Source organism: Micromonospora ferruginea (assembly GCF_013694245.2).
In the GTDB taxonomy this organism is placed as follows: domain Bacteria; phylum Actinomycetota; class Actinomycetes; order Mycobacteriales; family Micromonosporaceae; genus Micromonospora; species Micromonospora robiginosa.
Window position 1 is genome coordinate 2,523,383 of record NZ_CP059322.2, and the last position, 18,014, is coordinate 2,541,396.

The window sequence follows — 18,014 nt, forward strand, 5'->3', positions numbered from 1 at the left end:
CGCCCTGGCGCCCGGGTCGCGGGCGCCACCGCCGGAAGGACCGCGTGACGATGACCGACCACGACAACGGCCTGTGGGTTCGCCGGTTCCACCCGGCCCCGGCAGGCGCCCCGCGGCTGGTGTGCCTGCCGCACGCCGGCGGCTCGGCGAGCTTCTTCTTCCCGGTGTCCCGGGCGCTGTCGCCGGGTGTGGAGGTGCTCAGCGTCCAGTACCCGGGCCGGCAGGACCGCCGGCACGAGCCCTGCGTGCCGACCATCGGTGAGCTGGCCCGGCAGGTGGCCGACGTGCTGCGCCCCTGGCGGGACCGGCCGCTGGCGTTCTTCGGGCACAGCATGGGCGCGACGCTGGGCTTCGAGGTGGCGCGGCTGATCGAGGCCGAGGGTCAGGCGGTGGCGCACCTGTTCCCGTCCGGCCGGCGGGCGCCGTCGTGCCACCGGCACGAGACCGTGCACCTGCTCGACGACGACGGGCTGCTGGCCGACGTGAAGAAGCTCAGCGGCACCAACTCGGCGGTGCTCGGCGACCCGGACATGCTGCGTGCCGCGTTGCCGGCGATCCGCAGCGACTACCGGGCGGCGGAGACCTACACGTACGCGGACGGGCCGAAGCTGAGCTGCCCGGTCACGGTGTTCACCGGGGACGCCGACCCGAAGACCACGGTGGACGAGGCGAAGGCCTGGGCGGCGCACACCACCGGCGCGTTCGACCTGCACGTGTTCGGCGGCGGGCACTTCTTCCTGGCGTCCCACCAGCCGGCGATCCTGCGTACCCTCTCGACGGCGTTGACCGGCGCGACGGTCGGCTGAGGATCCACGCCGGTCCCCGCCGCCCGGTCCGGGCGGCGGGGACCGCGGCGTCTCAGGGCTTCTGCGCCACCGCGATGACGTAGTCGAGCAGGCCCAGCTCCTTCTTGATCAGCTCGGTGTCCCGCCAGTGGTTGGCCATCCCCTTGACCGCGCTGCCGTCGGCGGCGGCGCGGAACGCGGGGTCGGACGGGCGGGCGGACTGGAACCGGCGCCACCCCTCCCAGGTGCGGTCCGCGATGGAGTTGACCTCCACGCCGGCGAAGCCGGCGGCGGTGAGCTGCTCGCCGTAGGTCGCGCGGTCGTGCCAGTTCTCGTCCGGCAGGCTGAACTTGACGAAGCTGAGCGGGCCCGAGCTGATCGACATGCGCGGGGTGTCGTTGCTCAGCGGGATGATGTCGGCGGTGGCCAGCGTGCCGCCCGGCCGCAGCACCCGGAACGCCTCGGCGAAGAACGCGCTGCGCGGGTGGAAGTGGAACGCCGACTCCAGCGCCACCACCCGGTCCACGCTGGCGTCCGGGAACGGCAGCGCGGTGGCGGTGCCGAGCTGGAAGTCGGCCCGGTCGGCCAGGCCCTCGCGGCGGGCCCGGTCCTGGGCGTGCTCGACGTGCCGCGGGGTCACGTTGATGCCGTGCACCTTCGCCACCCGGCGGTCCCGCAGCCAGGCGAAGTCCTGGTCGCCGTAGCCGAAGCCGACGTCGACCACGGTGTCGTCGGGCTTGAAGCCGGCGGCGTCGGCGAGCTTGTCGGCCAGCGCCTGACCGGCCACGTCGATGCTGGTGACGCCCTCCTCCCAGTAGCCGACGTTCATGTAGCGGGAGGTGCGGGCCGCGAACTCGACGTCCGGCGACTGGATCTCGTAGAACCGGCGGACCCGGGTCACCGGGTCCTTGGTGGCCAGGGTCCGGATGACCCGGCCGAGGGTGCGGAGGTTCTCCAGCATGTCAGCTCCTCAGGGCTGTGCGGGGGTTGGTCAGGACTGCAGGGCGGGGGCGGAGACCTGCCGGCGCAGGTCGGCCACCAGGGTGGCGGCGGCGTCGGGGCCGGCGGCCACGCCGAAGAGATAGAAGTCCGGCCGGATCAGCGCGGCGTCCGCGCCGCCCAGCCAGGTCGCGTAGACGCCGTCGAGGTCGGCCAGCCCGCCCGCCGCCCCGCCGTCGTCGGCCGGCCGCACGACCAGCCGGTACGCGCCGAGGTCGTCGAGGAACGCGACGGCGTCGTCGTCCAGCGCGGCGGGTTCCCTGGTGAGCAGCGTGAAGCCGACGCCCACCACGTCGTCGAAGCCGCCGGTGCGCCCGTCGACGGTCACCCGGCCCTGCGGCGCGGGCTCACCGGCGCGCGGCGCGGGCGTGCCGTCCCCGGCACGGTGCAGCACCCCGTCCACGATCGCCTCGCGCAGCGAGCGGACGTGCCGCTGCTGGGTACGCCGGCGCAGCGCCGCGAGCATCACCGAGTCCCGGCCGGCGGCCTTCTTCTGGTCGGTCTCGCAGATCACCGCCCCGGAGTCCATCGACATCCGGATGGCGTGCTGCACGTGCGCGCGCCGTTCCGCCTGGTAGGTGTCGAGCAGCGCGTCCCCGGCCCGGCCCCGGCGCACCAGGTCCAGCTTCCAGGCCAGGTTGACGACGTCGCGGAAGCCGGAGCTCATGCCCTGCCCGAGGAACGGCGGCATGACGTGCGCGGCGTCGCCGGCCAGGAACACCCGTCCGCGCCGCCACACGTCGGCGGAGCAGGCCTGCGTGGTGTAGACGCCGTACCGGTCCAGCCGGGCGTTGTCCGGGGTGATGTCGAACAGCCCGAGCAGCCGCCACGCGCTGGCCTCGGTACGGAACTCCTCCAGGGTCTCCCCCGGCACCCGCATGAACTCCCACCGCCGGTGGTCCGGCCCGGCGGAGACGGCGGTCCGCGGGCGCGCCGGGTCGCAGATCTGCAGGTTGTTGGGGCTGAACTCGCGCGGGGTGTGCAGCACCACGTCGCAGACCAGCCAGTCGTGGGTGAAGTCCAGGTCGGTGACGGTCGCGCCGAGCCAGCCCCGCACGAAGCTGTTCGCGCCGTCGCAGCCGAGCACCCAGGACGCGGTGTACGTGTGCCGGCCGCCGTCGCCGTCCACGGCGGTCACCTCGACCCGGTCGCCGTGGTCGAGCAGGTCGGTCACCTCGACGCCCCGCCGCACCTGCACGCCGGGCAGCTCCGCGCCGCGTTCGGCCAGCCGTTCCTCCACGCCGGGCTGGTAGAACGACGTGGAGTCGGGCCACCCGGACGGGCCGTCCGGCGCGGCGCGCACGTGCAGCAGGGTGCGGCCGAAGCCGTTCTTCCAGGTGTACTCGCCGGACAGCTCGGTCACGTCGCCGAGCCGGTCGGCCACCCCGCACGCGGCGAGGATCCGGCTGGCCTCGCCGTCGTAGGAGACCGCACGCGGCATGCTGTACGGGGTGGTCCACTTCTCCAGCACCCGCACCGTGAAGCCGCGCTGCGCCAGCAGGATGGCGGCCACCTGGCCCACCGGGCCGTAGCCCACGATCAGTACGTCGGTCATCGCCGTCCCTCGTTCGTCCGCCTGGGCCGTCACAGCCCGAGTTCCGTGTCGATCAGGCTGAAGATCTCGTCGTCGCTGGCCCGGTCGAGGTCCAGGTCGTCGTCGGTGGCGGAGGCGCCGCGCATGGTCCGCCACTTGGCGACCAGCACCTCCAGCCGCGCCGCCACCTGGGTGTGCACCTCGGCCTCGACGGTGGTCTCGGCGAGCGCCCGTTCCAGGCGTTCCAGCTCGGCCAGCACCGCCGGGGCGGCCTGCGCGCCGTCGGGCACCAGCCGGGAGCGCAGGTAGCCGGCGAGCGCCGCCGGGTCCGGGTAGTCGAAGACGGCGGTGGCCGGCAGCCGCTCCCCGGTCGCCTCGGTGAGCCGGTTGCGCAGCTCGACCGCGGTCAGCGAGTCGAAGCCCAGCTCGTGGAACGCCTGGCCGTCCCGGATGGCGTCCGGGCTGCCGTGGCCGAGCACCGCCGCGGCGGTGGCCCGGACCAGGTCGAGCAGCAGCGCGGACTGTTCCGCGCCGGTGAGCGCGCGCAGCCGCCCGGCCAGGTCGGCGCCGCCGGTGGTGGCGGCGCGGGCCTTCGGCCGGTCGGCGCGGACCAGGCCGCGCATCAGCGCCGGCACGTGCGGCCGGCCGGCCAGCGCGGCCCGGTCGACGCGGGTCGGCACCAGGTGTTCCTCCGGCGCGGCGAGGCCGGCGTCGAACAGCGCCATGCCCAGGTCGGACGGGATCGCGAGCTGCCCGTCGCGGGTGGTGCCGGCCCGGTCCACCCCGGCGGTCAGCGTGCTGGCCTGCGCCCACAGCCCCCAGGCGTACGCGCGGGCGGGCAGCCCGGCGCCGCGTCGCCGTCGGGCCAGCGCGTCCAGCCAGGCGTTGGCGGCGGCGTAGTTGCCCTGGCCGGGCACGCCGAACACGCCGGCGCCGGAGGAGAACAGCACGAACCCGGCGAGGTCGAGGTGGCGGGTCAACTCGTCGAGGTGACGGGCGGCGTCCACCTTGGGCCGGAACACGGTGTCGAGGCGTTGCGGGGTGAGCGCGGTGACCACCCCGTCGTCCAGCACGCCGGCCAGGTGCACCACGGCGGTGAGCGGGTGCGCCGCCGGCACGGCGGTGAGCAGCCCTGCCACCGCGTCCCGGTCGGCGACGTCGGCGGCGGCCACGGTGACGGTGGCGCCGAGCGCGGTCAGCTCGGCGGTCAGCTCGGCCGCGCCGGGCGCGCCCGGGCCACCCCGGCTGGCCAGCAGCAGGTGCCGTACGCCGTGCCCGGTGACCAGCCGACGGGCCACCAGGCCGCCCAGCAGGCCGGTGCCGCCGGTGAGCAGCACCGTGCCGTCCGGGTCCCACGACTCGGGCATGGTGAGCACCACCTTGCCGACGTGCCGGGCCTGGCTGACGTAGCGGAACGCCTCCGGGGCCTGCCGGACGTCCCAGGCGCGCACCGGCAGCGGGCGCAGCGCGCCGGTGGCGAACAGCGCCAGCAGCTCGGTGAGCATCCGCTGGATCTCGTCCGGCGTGACCCGCGTCAGGTCGTACGCCTGGTAGTCGACGCCGGGGTGGTCGGCGGCGACCCGGTCCGGGTCGCGCAGGTCGGTCTTGCCCATCTCCAGGAACCGGCCGCCGCGCGGCAGCAGCCGCAGCGACGCGTCGACGAACTCGCGGGCCAGCGAGTCGAGCACCACGTCCACGCCCCGGCCCTCGGTGGCGGCGAGGAAGCGGGCCTCGAAGTCGAGCGTCCGGGACGACGCGAGGTGATCGTCGGGCACGCCGAGGTCCCGCAACGCCTGCCACTTGCCCTCGCTGGCGGTGGCGAAGACGTCCGCGCCGAGGTGGCGGGCGATCTGCACGGCGGCCATGCCGACGCCGCCGGCGCCGGCGTGCACCAGCACGGACTCCCCGGCCCGCAGCCGGCCCAGCCCGACCAGCCCCCGCCAGGCGGTGAGGAACACCACCGGCACGGTGGCGGCCTGCGCGAACGTCCAACCGTCCGGCACCGGCGCGAGCAGCCGCCGGTCGGTGACCGCGACCGGGCCGAAGCAGCCGGTGAACACGCCGAGCACCCGGTCGCCGGGGCGCAGGTCGGTGACGTCCGCGCCGACCTCGACGACCACGCCGGCGGCCTCCCCGCCGGGCGGGCCGGGGTCGCCCGGGTAGAGGCCGAGCGCGTTGAGCACGTCGCGGAAGTTCAGGCCGGCGGCGCGGACCCGGACCCGCACGTCGGACGGGCCGAGCGGCGCGTCGGCCGCGTCGGTGGGCACCAGCGCCAGGTGGTCGAGGCTGCCCCGCCGGGGCACGTCCAGCCGCCAGGCGGCGGTGTCGGCGGGCGGGGTGAGCGTGGCCGCGTCGGCGCGGCGGGCCAGCCGGGGCACGTACGCGCCGCCGTCGCGCAGCGCCACCTGCGGCTCGTCGGCGGCGAGCAGGGCGGTCAGGGTGGCCGCGTCGGGGCGGGTGTCGGCGTCGAGCAGCACGAACCGGTCCGGGTGTTCGGACTGGGCGGAGCGGACCAGCCCCCACGCGGCGGCCGCGTCCGGGTCGCCGACCTCGCCGGGCCCGTGCACGCCGACCGCGCCGGAGGTGAGCAGCACCAGCCGGGTCTCGGCCCAGCGGGGCTCGGCCAGCCAGCGCTGCACCAGCGCGAGCGCGTCCCCGGCGAGCCGTCGCGCCCGGTCCGGGGCGGCCGGGCCGGGGCCGGTCGGCGCCGGCCGCGCACCGTCCACGATGCCGGCGGTGAGCGGCGCGAGCACCGCGTCCGGCGGCGCGGCCCCGGCGTCGATCGCGGCGGCCAGGGCCGACAGGTCGGCGTGACGCGTCAGGCCGGACACGTGGGCCGGACCGGGCAGGTCGGCGACGGCGGACGGGTCGGACACGTCCGCCCGGCCGGGCAGGTCGGTCCCGGCAGACGGGTCGGCGGCGTCGACAGCAGACCGACGCGCGGCCGGCTCGGCGGCGGCGTCCGGGGCGGCGAGCACGGCGATCCGGGCCGGGCTCGGCGCGGTGGGTACCGGCAGCGGCTGCCAGGTCAGGTGGAACAGCGCGTCGGTGACCGCGTCGTCGCGGGCGCCCAACTCGGCGCGGGAGATCGGGCGCATGGCCAGCGACGCCGCCTCGACCACCGGCGCGCCGGCCGGGTCGGTGGCGGACAACGCGAACGCGTGCGGGCCGACCCGCCGCAGCCGGACCCGCAGCGTGGTGGCGCCGGTGGCGTGCAGGGTGAGCCCGTTCCAGGCGAACGGCAGCAGGATCCGGTCACCGCCGGCGTCGGCGAGACCACCGAAGTGGGCGGCGTGCAGCGCGGCGTCGAGCAGCGCCGGGTGCAGCGCGTACCGGTCGGCGTCGGCGCGCGGGCCGGCCGGCAGCTCCACCTCGGCGTACACCTCGTCGTCGCCGGTGCGGACCGCGCGCAGGCCCTGGAACGCCGGGCCGTAGCCGTACCCCTCGTCGACCAGTCGCTCGTAGAAGCCGGTCAGGTCGACGGCGCCGGCGTCCGGCGGCGGCCCGCCCGGCGCGGGCGGCGGGGGTTCGGCGGCGGAGAGCGTCCCGCTGCCGTGCCGGGTCCACGGCGCGTCGGCCGGGCCGGCGGCGGGCCGGGAGTGCACGGTGACCGGGCGGCGGCCGTCGTCGGCGGCGGGACCGACCGCGACCTGCACCTGGGTGGCCGCGTCCTCGGGCAGCGTCAGCGGCGCCTCGATGACCAGCTCGTCGAGGACCGGGCAGCCGACCTCGTCGCCGGCACGCAGGCACAGCTCGACCAGCCCGGTGCCGGGCACCAGCACCCGGCCGGCGACCCGGTGGTCGGCCAGCCACGGCTGCTCGGCGACCGCGAGCCGGCCGGTGAACAGGTGTCCCCAGCCGTCGGCCAGCGGCACCGACGCGCCGAGCAGCGGATGCCCGGCGGCGGCCAGTCCGGCCGCGCCGACGTCGGCCGCGCCGGTGACCGGGCGGGGCCAGTAGCGGCGGTGCGCGAACGCGTACGTGGGCAGGTCGACGCGCCGACCGCCGGCCAGCACCGGCTGCCAGTCCACCGGCACGCCGCGCACGTGCAGCGCGGCCACGGCGAGCAGGAACCGGGCCCGGTCACCCCGGCCGCGCTGCATCGAGCCCACCACCACCGCCGGGTGCTCGTGCTCCTGGACCGTCTGCTCGATGCCCGGGGTGAGCACCGGGTGCGGGCTGCACTCGACGTACGTGTGGTGGCCCTCGTCGGTCAGCGCGCGCACCGCGTCCGCCAGCTCCACCGGCTGCCGCAGGTTGCGGTACCAGTAGTCGCCGTCCATCTCCTCGCCGCCGAGCCAGCGCAGGTCGGTGGTGGAGTAGATCGGCACCGCCGCCGGCCCGGGCGTCACGCCCTCGACGGCCTCGGCCAGGTCGGCGCGGATTCGCTCCACCTGCGCGGAGTGCGACGCGTAGTCGATCGGGATCCGGCGCAGCCGCACCCGGTCGGCCTCCAGTTCGGCGGCGAACGCGTCGACCGCGTCCGGCTCGCCGGAGACCACCACGTTCGCCGGGCCGTTGACCGCGCCCACGGACAGCCGGTCGCCGTACCGGGCGACCCGGGCGCGGACCGACTCGACCGGCAGCGGCACGGCGGCCATCACCCCGGCGCCGGCGAGCTTGCGCAGCGCGCGGGCGCGCAACGCCACCAGCCGGGCGGCGTCGGGCAGGGAGAGCACGCCGGCCACGCAGGCGGCGGCGATCTCGCCCTGCGAGTGGCCGACCACGGCGGCGGGCTGCACGCCGTACGAGCGCCACAGCTCGGCCAGCGACACCATCACCGCGAACAGCAGCGGCTGCACCACGTCGGCCCGCTCGGCGTCCGGCGTGCCGGGTGCCTGGCGCAGCAGGTCCCGCAGCGGGTGACCCAGCCAGGGCCGCAGCGCGGCGTCGCAGGCCGCCATCCGCTCGGCGAACACGGGCGCCTCGTCCAGGAGGTCGAGCGCCATCCCGGCCCACTGGGAGCCCTGGCCGGGGAAGACGAACACCACCTTGCCGGTGGCGGTGACGTCGCCGCGTACCAGGTCGGTGGCGGGTACGCCGGCGGCGAGCGCGTCCAGGCCGGCGGTGATCTGCGCCGGGTCGCCGACCAGCACGGCCCGGTGGTCGAACCCGGCCCGGGTGGTGGCCAGCGACCAGGCCACGTCCCGCGGTGGCTGGTCGGGCCGCCCGGCGAGGTGGTCGCGCAGCCGGCGGGCCTGCCCGGCCAGCGCCTCCGGGGTACGCGCGGAGAGCAGCCACGGCAGCGCCGCCGGCCCGGCCGGCGGCTCGGCGTCGACGGCCGGCTCGGCCGGCACGGCCTCGATCACCACGTGGGCGTTGGTGCCGCTGATGCCGAACGAGGAGACGCCGGCGCGGGCCGGCCGGTCGGCGCGCGGCCACGGCCGGGCCTCGGTGAGCAGGTCGACCGCGCCGGCCGCCCAGTCGACGCGTTCGGTGCGCTGCTCGGCGTGCAGGGTGCGGGGCAGCCGGCCGTGCCGCATGGCGAGGACGACCTTGAGCATCCCGGCGACGCCGGCCGCGGCCTGGGTGTGGCCGAGATTGGACTTGACGGAGCCGAGCAGCAGCGGCGGGACGCCGTCGGGCCGGCGACCGTAGGTGGCGAGGATCGCCTCGGCCTCGATCGGGTCGCCGAGCGGCGTGCCGGTGCCGTGCGCCTCGACCGCGTCCACGTCGGACGGGTCGAGCCCGGCGGCGGCCAGCGCGGCCCGGATCACGGCTTCCTGCGACGGCCCGTTGGGCGCGGTGAGCCCGTTGGACGCGCCGTCGGAGTTGACCGCCGAGCCGCGGACCACGGCCAGCACCGGGTGCCCGCGCCGGCGGGCGTCGGAGAGCCGTTCCACCACCAGCACGCCGACGCCCTCGGACATGCCGAACCCGTCGGCGGACTCGGCGAACGCCTTGCACCGGCCGTCGGGGGCGAGGCCGCGCTGGCGGCTGAACCCGGTCAGCCCGGCCGGGCTGGACAGCACCGACACGCCACCGGCGAGCGCCAGGTCGCAGTCGCCCTGACGCAGCGCCTGGCCGGCCAGGTGCAGCGCCACCAGGGAGGCGGAGCAGGCGGTGTCCACGGTGACCGCCGGTCCCTGCAATCCCAGCGCGTACGCGACCCGCCCGGAGAGCACGCTGGCGGCGGTGCCGGTGAGCAGGTGTCCCTCGTCGGCGGTGGTCTCGCCGTCGTCGGAGGTGGCGCCGGGGGCGATCAGGTCGGCGTAGTCCTGGCCGTGGGTGCCGGCGAAGACGCCGGTACGGCTGCCGCGCAGCGTGTCCGGGTCGATGCCGGCGCGTTCCAGCGCCTCCCACGAGGTCTCCAGCAGCAGCCGGTGCTGCGGGTCCATGGCGAGCGCCTCACGCGGGCTGATGCCGAAGAACGCGGCGTCGAAGTCGGCGAGCCCGGTGAGGAAACCGCCGGCCCGGGTGTAGGTGCGGCCGGGCGTGCCGGGCTCCGGGTCGTACAGGTCGGCCAGCGCCCAGCCCCGGTCGGTGGGCAGGTCGCCGATGACCTCGCCGCCGGCGTCGAGCAGCCGCCACAGATCCTCCGGGGAGCCGATGCCGCCGGGGAACCGGCACGCCATCGCGACGATCGCGACCGGCTCGTCCAGGGCGACGGTGGCGGCGTCGGCGACCTCGGTGGCGGCGGTGCCGAGCAGCCGCGCGTGCAGGTGCGCGGCGAGCAGTTCCGGGGTGGGGTGGTTGAACACGGCGTGCGGGGCGAGCCGGACGCCGGTGGCGGCGGAGAGCCGGTTGCTCAACTCCACCGCCATCAGCGAGTCGAACCCGAGTTCCTTGAACGGCCGGCGCGGTTCGATCTGCTCCGGCCCGGCGTGGCCGACGACTGTGGCGCAGCGGGTGCGGACCAGGTCGAGCAGGAGCGCGGCCCGGTCCGGCTCGCCGAGGCCGGCCAGGCGGTCGGCGAGGCCACCCCCGGCGCCGGGCGCACCGACGACGGCCCGGCGGGGGGCCGGCGGCAGCAGCGCCCGCAGCAGCGCCGGCACCTCCCCGGTGGCGCGCACCGCGGCCAGGTCCAGCCCGATCGGCACCAGCGTCGCCGGTTCGGCGCGCAGCGCGGCGTCGAACAGCGCCAGCCCGGCGGCGGCGTCCAGCGGGCGGGTGCCGGCGCGGGCGAGCCGGGCCAGGTCGGCGGCGGTGAGCCGGCCGGCCATCCCGTCGGTCTCCGCCCACAGGCCCCAGGCCAGCGCGGCGCCGGGCAGCCCGAGCGTGCGGCGGTGCGCGGCGAGCGCGTCGAGGAACGCGTTGCCGGCGGCGTAGTTGCCCTGGCCGGGGCTGCCGAACGTGGCCGAGGCGGAGGAGAACAGCACGAACGCGGCCAGGTCGAGGCCGGCGGTCAGCTCGTGCAGGTGCCAGGCGCCGTGCACCTTGGCCCGCAGCGCGCCGGCCCAGCGGTCCGCGTCGAGGTCGGTGAGCAGCGCGTCGTCGGTGGCGCCGGCGGCGTGCACGACGACGGTCAGCCGGTCGGCGAGCGGCGCCAGTACGGCGGCGAGCGCGTCCCGGTCGGCCACGTCGGCGGCGACCACCCGGACCGTGACGCCGTCGGCGGCCAGCTCGTCGGTCCACGGCGCGGGCCGTCCGGTGCGACTGAGCAGCACCAGCTCCCGCACGCCGTACGCCCGCGCGAGGTGGACCGCGACGTGCCGGCCGATGCCGCCGGTGCCGCCGGTGAGCAGCGCCGTGCCACCGGCCGGCACCGGCCGGGCGGCGACGTCGGGCTCGGCGGCCGGGCGCAGCCGGGGCAGCCAGGCGCGGCCGTCGCGGACCGCGACCTCCGGTTCGTCGTCGGCGGCGGCGGCCAGCGCGGCGCGGACCGTGGCGTCGTCGACGGTGTCCAGGTGCAGCAGCAGGAACCGGTCCGGGTGTTCGGCGCGGGCCACCCGGAGCAGGCCGGCGGCCGGGGCGTGCGCCGGGTCGCCGTCGCGGACCGCCACCGCGAGCCGGGTGTCGGCGGCGCGCGGGTCGTCGAGCCAGCGCTGGAGCACGCCGAGCAGGTCCAGACCGATCGCGTCGGCGCGCCGCGCGACGGTGGCGTCCGGGTCGCCGTCGGGCAGGCGCAGCACCAGCACCGGCGGCAGCGGCCCGGTCGGGGGCACGGCGTCGGCGAGCGTCCAGGCGGGCACCGGCCCGGTCGGGGCGGGCAGCCAGTCCACGGTGTAGAGCCCGGCCGGGCCGGTCTCCGGCGCCGGGGCGGCGGCGGACGGCAGGGTCACCGCCCGCAGGGCGATCCGGTCGACGTCGAGCACCGGTCGGCCGGCGTCGTCGACCGCGCCGAGCGTGACCGCGTCCGCGCCGGCCGGGGCGAGGCTGACCCGCAGCGCGTACGCGCCGGTGGCGTGCCGGCGCACCCCGGTCCAGTCGGTGGGCACGATCCGCTCCCCCGGCCCGGCCGGCGGGGCGAACCCGGCCAGCGGCAGCAGGTCCAGCGCGGCGTCGAGCACGTCCGGGTGCACGCCGTACCGTTCGGCGTCCGGGTCGGCGGCGTCGTCGGGCAGCCGGACGTCGAGGTGCAGCCGGTCCCCGGCGGTCCAGGCGGCCCGCAGCAGCGGGTGCGCCGCCTCGACTCCGCGGGCGCCGGTCGGCGGCCAGGTCGAAGCCGGTACGCCGGGCGCGGCGGACGGGTCGGCCGGGGCGAGCACCGCGTCGGCGACCGCCCGCCACGGCTCGTGGTCGCCGGCGCGGACGTGGCAGCGGGCGGCGCGGCGACCGGCCGCGTCCGGGCCGGCGACGTCGATCTGGAGGTCGACCGCCAGGCCGGCGGGCAGCGGCGCCGGCTCCGGCATCCGCAGGTCGACCAGGACCGGCGTGTCGAGCCGCTCGCCGAGGTGGCCGAGCGCGTCGAGCAGCGCGGTGGCGGGCAGCAGCGGCGTGGTGCCGTCCGGGGTGGCCGGCCGGGTCGCGGTGAATCGTCCGGTGGCGAGCACCTGGCCGGTGCCGGCGACCGGCAGCACGGCGGCGAGCAGCGGGTGTCCGGTGTCGCCGGCCGGCGACCCGGGGGTGGCGGGCAGCCAGTAGTGCCGGTGCCGGAACGCGTAGGTGGGCAGCGCGACGGGCGCGTGCGGGCCGGGGCCGGCCAGCGCGGCCCGGTCCACCGGCACGCCCCGGACGTGCAGCCGGGCGGCGGCGGTGAGCAACGCGGCCGGCTCGGCCGTGCCGGCGCGCAGCGTGGGCACGAACGCGAGGTCGTCGCCGTCGGCGAGGCAGGCCGCGGCCATCGCGGTGAGCACGCCGCCGGGGCCGATCTCCAGGAACGTGGTGGCGCCCTCGGCGTGCAGGGCCCGGACGCCGTCGAGGAAGCGCACGGTGTCGCGGACGTGCGCCACCCAGTGCTCGGGCGAGGTGAGCCGGGCCGCGTCGACCGGCGCGCCGGTCAGCGTGGACACCACCGGCAGTTGCGGCGCGCGGTAGGTCAGCCCGGCGGCGACCTCCCGGAACGCGTCGAGCATCGGCGTCATCCGGGCGGAGTGGAACGCGTGCGACACCCGTAGCCGGCTGGTGCGGCGGCCGGCGGCGCGCAGCGTCGCGGCGACCGCCTCGACCGCGTCGGCGTCGCCGGAGAGGACCACGGCGGTGGGCCCGTTCACGGCGGCCAGCCCGACCCGGTCGGTCAGGTGCGGCAGCACCTCGGTCTCGTCGGCCTCCACCGCGACCATCGCGCCGCCGGCCGGCAACTCCTGCATGAGCCAGCCCCGCGCGGCGACCAGCGCGGCGGCGTCGGCGAGGGTGAGCACACCGGCCACGTGCGCGGCGGCGATCTCGCCGATCGAGTGGCCGAGCAGCAGGTCCGGGCGGACGCCCCAGGACTCGAGCAGCCGGTGCAGCGCCACCTCGACGGCGAACAGCGCCGGCTGGGTGTGGCGGGTCTCGTCGAGCAGCGCGGCCCGCGCGTCGCCGTCGGGGGCGAGGACCACGTCGGCGACCGGGGGTCCGTCGAGGTGCCGGTCCAGTTCGGCGCAGGCGGCGTCGAACGCCTCCGCGTAGACGGGGTACGCCGTGCGCAGCTCCCGGCCCATGCCGGCGCGCTGCCCGCCCTGCCCGCCGAAGAGGACGGCGAGCCGGCCGTCGGAGACGCGACCGGTGAGCACGCCGGCCGGGTCGGTGTCGCCGCGACTCAGCGCCGTCAACCCGGCGCGGGCGTCGGTCGGGTCGCCGACCAGCAGCGCCGCCCGGTGGTCCAGCGCGGCCCGGGTGGTGGCCAGCGCGTACGCCACGTCGGCCGGGTCGGCGTCGATCCGGTCGAGCCGGCTCAGCAGCCGGGCCGCCTGGTCGCGCAGTCCTTCCCGGCTGGCGGCGGAGAGCAGCCACGGCACGACGCCGGCCGCGGCGGCGCGGGTGACCGGCGGTGGGGCCGGCGCGTCGGGGGCCGCCTCGACGACGACGTGGGCGTTGGTGCCGCTGATGCCGAACGAGGAGATCCCGGCACGGCGGGGCCGGTCCACGTCGGGCCACGGCCGGGCGTCGGTGAGCAGTTCGACCGCGCCGGTCGACCAGTCCACCTCGCCGGTCGGCGCGTCCACGTGCAGGGTGCGCGGCAGCGTGCCGTGGCGCAGCGCGAGCACCATCTTCATCACCCCGGCCGCGCCGGCCGCCGCCTGGGTGTGCCCGAGGTTCGACTTGAGCGAGCCGAGCAGCAGCGGACGGTCCGCCGGCCGCCCCTGCCCGTACGTGGCCAGCAGCGCCTGCGCCTCGATCGGGTCGCCGAGGCGGGTACCGGTGCCGTGCGCCTCGACCGCGTCCACGTCGGACGGCCCGAGCCCGGCGGTGGCGAGCGCCCGCCGGATGACCCGTTCCTGGGCCGGCCCGTTCGGCGCGGTGAGCCCGTTGGACGCGCCGTCCTGGTTCACCGCGCTGGCGCGCAGCAGCGCCAGCACCGGGTGGCCGTGGCGGCGGGCGTCGCTGAGCCGTTCCAGCAGCAGCACGGCCACGCCCTCGGACCAGCCGGTGCCGTCGGCGGCCTCGGCGAACGCCTTGCACCGGCCGTCCGGCGCGAGTCCCCGTTGGCGGCTGAACTCGACGAACGCCTGCGGGGTGCCCATCACCGCGACACCGCCGGCGACGGCGAGCGCGCAGTCCCCGGCGCGCAGCGCCTGCGCGGCCAGGTGCAGCGCGACGAGCGACGACGAGCAGGCGGTGTCCACGGTGACCGCCGGCCCTTCCAGGCCGAGCGCGTACGCGACCCGCCCGGAGACCACGCTGCCGGCGGTGCCGACGCCGAGGTAGCCCTCGGTGCCGGGCGGCGCCTGGCCGACGTTCGCCGCGTAGTCGTGGTGCATCACGCCGGTGAACACGCCGGTGGCGCTGCCGCGCAGCCCGGTCGGGTCGATCCCGGCGCGCTCGAACAGCTCCCAGGACGTCTCCAGCAGCAGCCGCTGCTGCGGGTCCATGGCGAGCGCCTCGCGCGGGCTGATCGCGAACAGCGTGGCGTCGAAGTCCCCGGCGCCGGCCAGGAACCCGCCCACCCGGACGTAGGAGGTGCCGGCCCGGTCGGGGTCGTCGGCGAACAGGTGGGCCAGGTCCCAGCCCCGGTCGGTGGGGAAGCCGGTGAGCCCCTCGCCGCCGGCTTCGAGCAGCTCCCACAGCTCGTCGGGGCCGGTGACGCCGCCGGGCAGCCGGCACGCCATGGCGACGATCGCCACCGGGTCGTCGGTGGTGACCGGGCCGGTGGCGGAGGCGGGGCCGGTGGTGGCGGCGTCGGTCGGGCCGGTGCCGCGCAGCAGCGCGGCCAGGTGTCGGGTCAGCGCGGCGGGCGTCGGGTGGTCGAAGGCAGCGGTGGCGGGGAGCCGGGCGCCGGTGGCCCGGTTCAGCCGGTCGCGCAGCGCGACCGCGCGGACCGAGGTGAACCCGAGTTCGGTGAACGCCCGGCCGGGCCGGACCGCGCCCGGGCCGGGCAGCCCGGCGACCTCGGCGGTGGCGGCGCGGACCAGGTCGGCCAGGAGGCGGTCGCCGTCGGCGGTGGTGAGCGCCGCGAGCCGGCGGCGCAGCGCGCCCGCGTCGTCGTCGGGCCGGGCCGGGCCGCGCCAGGCCGGGTGGGCGGCGACCCGTTCGGCCGGGACGGCCACCAGCAGCAGCTCGTCGCCGTCGTGCGCGGCGTCGAACGCGGCGGCCTCGGCCCACGCCGGGCCGGCCACCCCGACCAGCCGGGCCGGCAGCCCGGCCGCGTGCCGCCGGGCGACCAGCGCGTGCAGCGCGGCGACGGCGCCCGCCGCCGGTTCCCGTCCGGCCGGGCCGAGCAGCACGTCGGCGGGGACCAGCACGGTGTACGCGGTGGCGCCGGCGTGCCGGGTGTCCCGGTCCAGCCGGCCGGCGAGGTCGAGCAGCCGGGCGGTGTGCTCCGGGTCGGCCAGGTCGACGTCGGACACCCGCAGCACGGCCGCGCCGACCGGTTGCCCGTCCCGGGTCGAGACGTCGGTGGTGGGCTCGGCGTCCGGCAGCAGCCGCACCGACCGGGCGCCGTACGCGCCGGCCAGGTGCCCGGCCAGCGCCGCGCGTTCGGGGGTGTCCGCGCCGGCCAGCACCACCGGCGCGGCCGGGTCGAGCACCGTGGCGGCGTGCTCCCGGGCCGGCGCGGCGGCCGGTGCGGGCACCGCGTGGCGGGCGGCGCCGGCGCGCAACGCCACCTGGGCGGCGCCGGCGTCCACCACGGACGGCAGCAGCGCGACCGAGGCGAGGTCGGTGTCGGTGTCGACCAGCACGATCCGGCCCGGCCGGTCGGCCTGCCGGCAGCGGGCCCGCGCCCAGGCGACGGCGGCGGTCGGGACCAGGTCGGGGTCGTCGGGCGTCTCGGCGGTGGACACGTCCACCGCGCCGGTGGTGAGCACCACCACCCGGGCGCCGGCGTGCCGGCTGTCGTCGAGCCAGCCGGGCAGCGCCGCCGGGTCCACGCCGGCCAGCACCAGCACGTCCGCGCCGGCCTCGACGGAGTGGGCGCCGGTGTGCACGTCCTCGCCCTCGGCGGCCAGCGCGTCGGCGACCGCTGCGGCCTGCGGCCCGACGACGGTCCAGCGCCGGCCGGGCTCGGGGGCGGCCGGGTCCAGCGGACGCCAGGTGAGCCGGGTCAGCGACTCGTGGTGGGTGCCGTTGACCGCGCGCAGCCGGGCCGGCCGCTCCCGCAGCAGCCGCCGGGTGACCTTCCCGGAGGCGGTGCGCGGCACCTCGTCGATCTCGTACAGCTCCTGCGGCACCTTGTGGTACGCGAGCCGCTCCCGGCAGGCGGCGTACGCGGCGGCCGGCGCGAAGCCCTCCGGGGCGGGCACCACGAACGCGACCGGCACCTCGCCGAGCACCTCGTGCGGCCGGCCGGTGACCGCGACGTCGGCGACGCCGGGCACGGCGCGCAGCACGTCCTCCACCTCGACCGGGTGCACCTTCTCCCCGCCCCGGATGATCAGTTCCCGGTGCCGGCCGGTCACGAAGAGGTTCCCGTCGGCGTCGCGGCGGGCCAGGTCGCCGGTGCGGTACCAGCCGTCACGCAGCGCCGCCTCGGTGGCCTCGGGCATGCCGTGGTAGCCGAGCATGACGCTCGGGCCGCGTACCCACACCTCGCCCTCGTCGCCGGTCGGCACGTCGCGGCCGGTGTCCGGGCTGACCAGCCGCACCTGGACACCGTCCACGGCCCGGCCGCAGGAGCCCTCGGGCCGGGGCTCGTCCGGGCGGGTGACCGCGATCGAGCCGCACGTCTCGGTGCTGCCGTACGCGTCGAGCAGCGGCGCGTCGAAGACGTCCTCGAACGCGCGGCGCAGCTCCCCGGTGGTGATCGCGCCACCGACCAGGCACACCCGCAGCGCGGGCGCGCGGAACCCGTCGGCGCGGGCGGCGTCGACCAGGTGGTGGTACATGGCCGGGACGCCGGCCAGCACGGTCGCCTCGTCGTCGGCGACCGCGCGCAGCACGTCGGCGGCGGCGAAGCCGTCGACCAGGCGGGCGCTCGCGCCGACCGCGGTCACGCTCAGCACGCAGCCGATGTGGGAGAGGCTGTGGAACAGCGGCAGCGGCCAGACCACCCGGTCGGCGGAGGTCAGCTCCGGCACCGGCACGTAGCAGGCGGCCACCGACCGCAGGCAGGTGCGCTGGGTGGACAGCACACCCTTGGGCCGGCCGGTGGTGCCGGAGGTGTAGAGCATCCAGGCGACCTCGTCCAGGCCGAGGTCGTCGCGGGCGTCGGCGGTCGGCGCCGCGTCGACGAGCGCCGGCCACGCCGTCACCGGTTCCGGGTACGGCCCGTCGCCGGTCACCCAGATCCGCAGGTCGGGGCGGTCCCCGCGTAGCCGCAGAAGCTGGTCGAGGTGCTGCGGGTCGGTCACCACCAGCACCGCGCCGGAGTCGTCGAGCAGGTGGGCCAGCTCGGCGTCCGCGCTGCGCGGGTTCAGCGGTACGCCGACCGCGGCGGCCCGGGTCACGGCCAGCCAGGTCTCCACCGTCTCCACCCGGTTGCCCAGGCAGAACGCGACCCGCTCGCCCCGGGCGACGCCCGCGTCGACCAGGTGTCCGGCCAGCCGGCGGGTGACCGCCTCCAGCGCGGCCCAGGACACCGCCCGGTCCGCGTCGCGGAACGCCACCTGGTCCGGCAGCCGGCCGGCGTGGGCCCGGAGCAGATCGGGCAACGGCTGGACCAGGTCACTCCGAAGCATGTCAGCACATCCGTCCTTCGCCGTAACGGCCCAAGTCTGGCCAGCGGCCCGGCGGCGACC

Annotated in this window: 4 protein-coding genes; 1 reads left to right on the forward strand and 3 read right to left on the reverse strand. The window is 77.8% G+C overall.

Features of this window, described 5'->3' with window-relative positions:
- The first annotated feature begins 50 nt into the window (after positions 1-50).
- On the forward strand, positions 51-806 hold the full coding sequence (locus H1D33_RS10585; protein ID WP_281370370.1) for a thioesterase II family protein: 756 nt from the start codon (positions 51-53) through the stop codon (positions 804-806).
- Positions 807-858: 52 nt separating this feature from the next.
- On the opposite strand, the gene H1D33_RS10590 is transcribed toward H1D33_RS10585, so the two are convergent.
- From H1D33_RS10590 to H1D33_RS10600, 3 genes are read right to left on the reverse strand one after another with little or no spacing between them, the layout of a single operon-like run.
- On the reverse strand, positions 859-1,746 hold the full coding sequence (locus H1D33_RS10590; RefSeq protein ID WP_181568230.1) for a class I SAM-dependent methyltransferase: 888 nt from the start codon (positions 1,744-1,746) through the stop codon (positions 859-861).
- A 30-nt stretch (positions 1,747-1,776) separates the two neighbouring features.
- Entirely contained in the window at positions 1,777-3,339 is a 1,563-nt protein-coding gene (mhpA, locus tag H1D33_RS10595; RefSeq protein ID WP_181568229.1) for a bifunctional 3-(3-hydroxy-phenyl)propionate/3-hydroxycinnamic acid hydroxylase MhpA, read from the reverse strand.
- Between the two features lie 29 nt (positions 3,340-3,368).
- Positions 3,369-17,954 carry a type I polyketide synthase gene (locus H1D33_RS10600; protein ID WP_181568228.1) on the reverse strand — a complete coding sequence of 4,862 codons (14,586 nt, stop codon included), beginning with the start codon at positions 17,952-17,954 and terminating at the stop codon, positions 3,369-3,371.
- Positions 17,955-18,014: the final 60 nt, after the last annotated feature.

What these genes read in the sequence shown, in the direction of transcription:
- H1D33_RS10585 (WP_281370370.1), top strand. Translation starts at nt 51, where the DNA reads ATGACCGACCACGACAACGGCCTGTGGGTTCGCCGGTTCCACCCGGCC.
- H1D33_RS10590 (WP_181568230.1), bottom strand. Translation starts at nt 1,746, where the DNA reads ATGCTGGAGAACCTCCGCACCCTCGGCCGGGTCATCCGGACCCTGGCC.
- mhpA (WP_181568229.1), bottom strand. Translation starts at nt 3,339, where the DNA reads ATGACCGACGTACTGATCGTGGGCTACGGCCCGGTGGGCCAGGTGGCC.
- H1D33_RS10600 (WP_181568228.1), bottom strand. Translation starts at nt 17,954, where the DNA reads ATGCTTCGGAGTGACCTGGTCCAGCCGTTGCCCGATCTGCTCCGGGCC.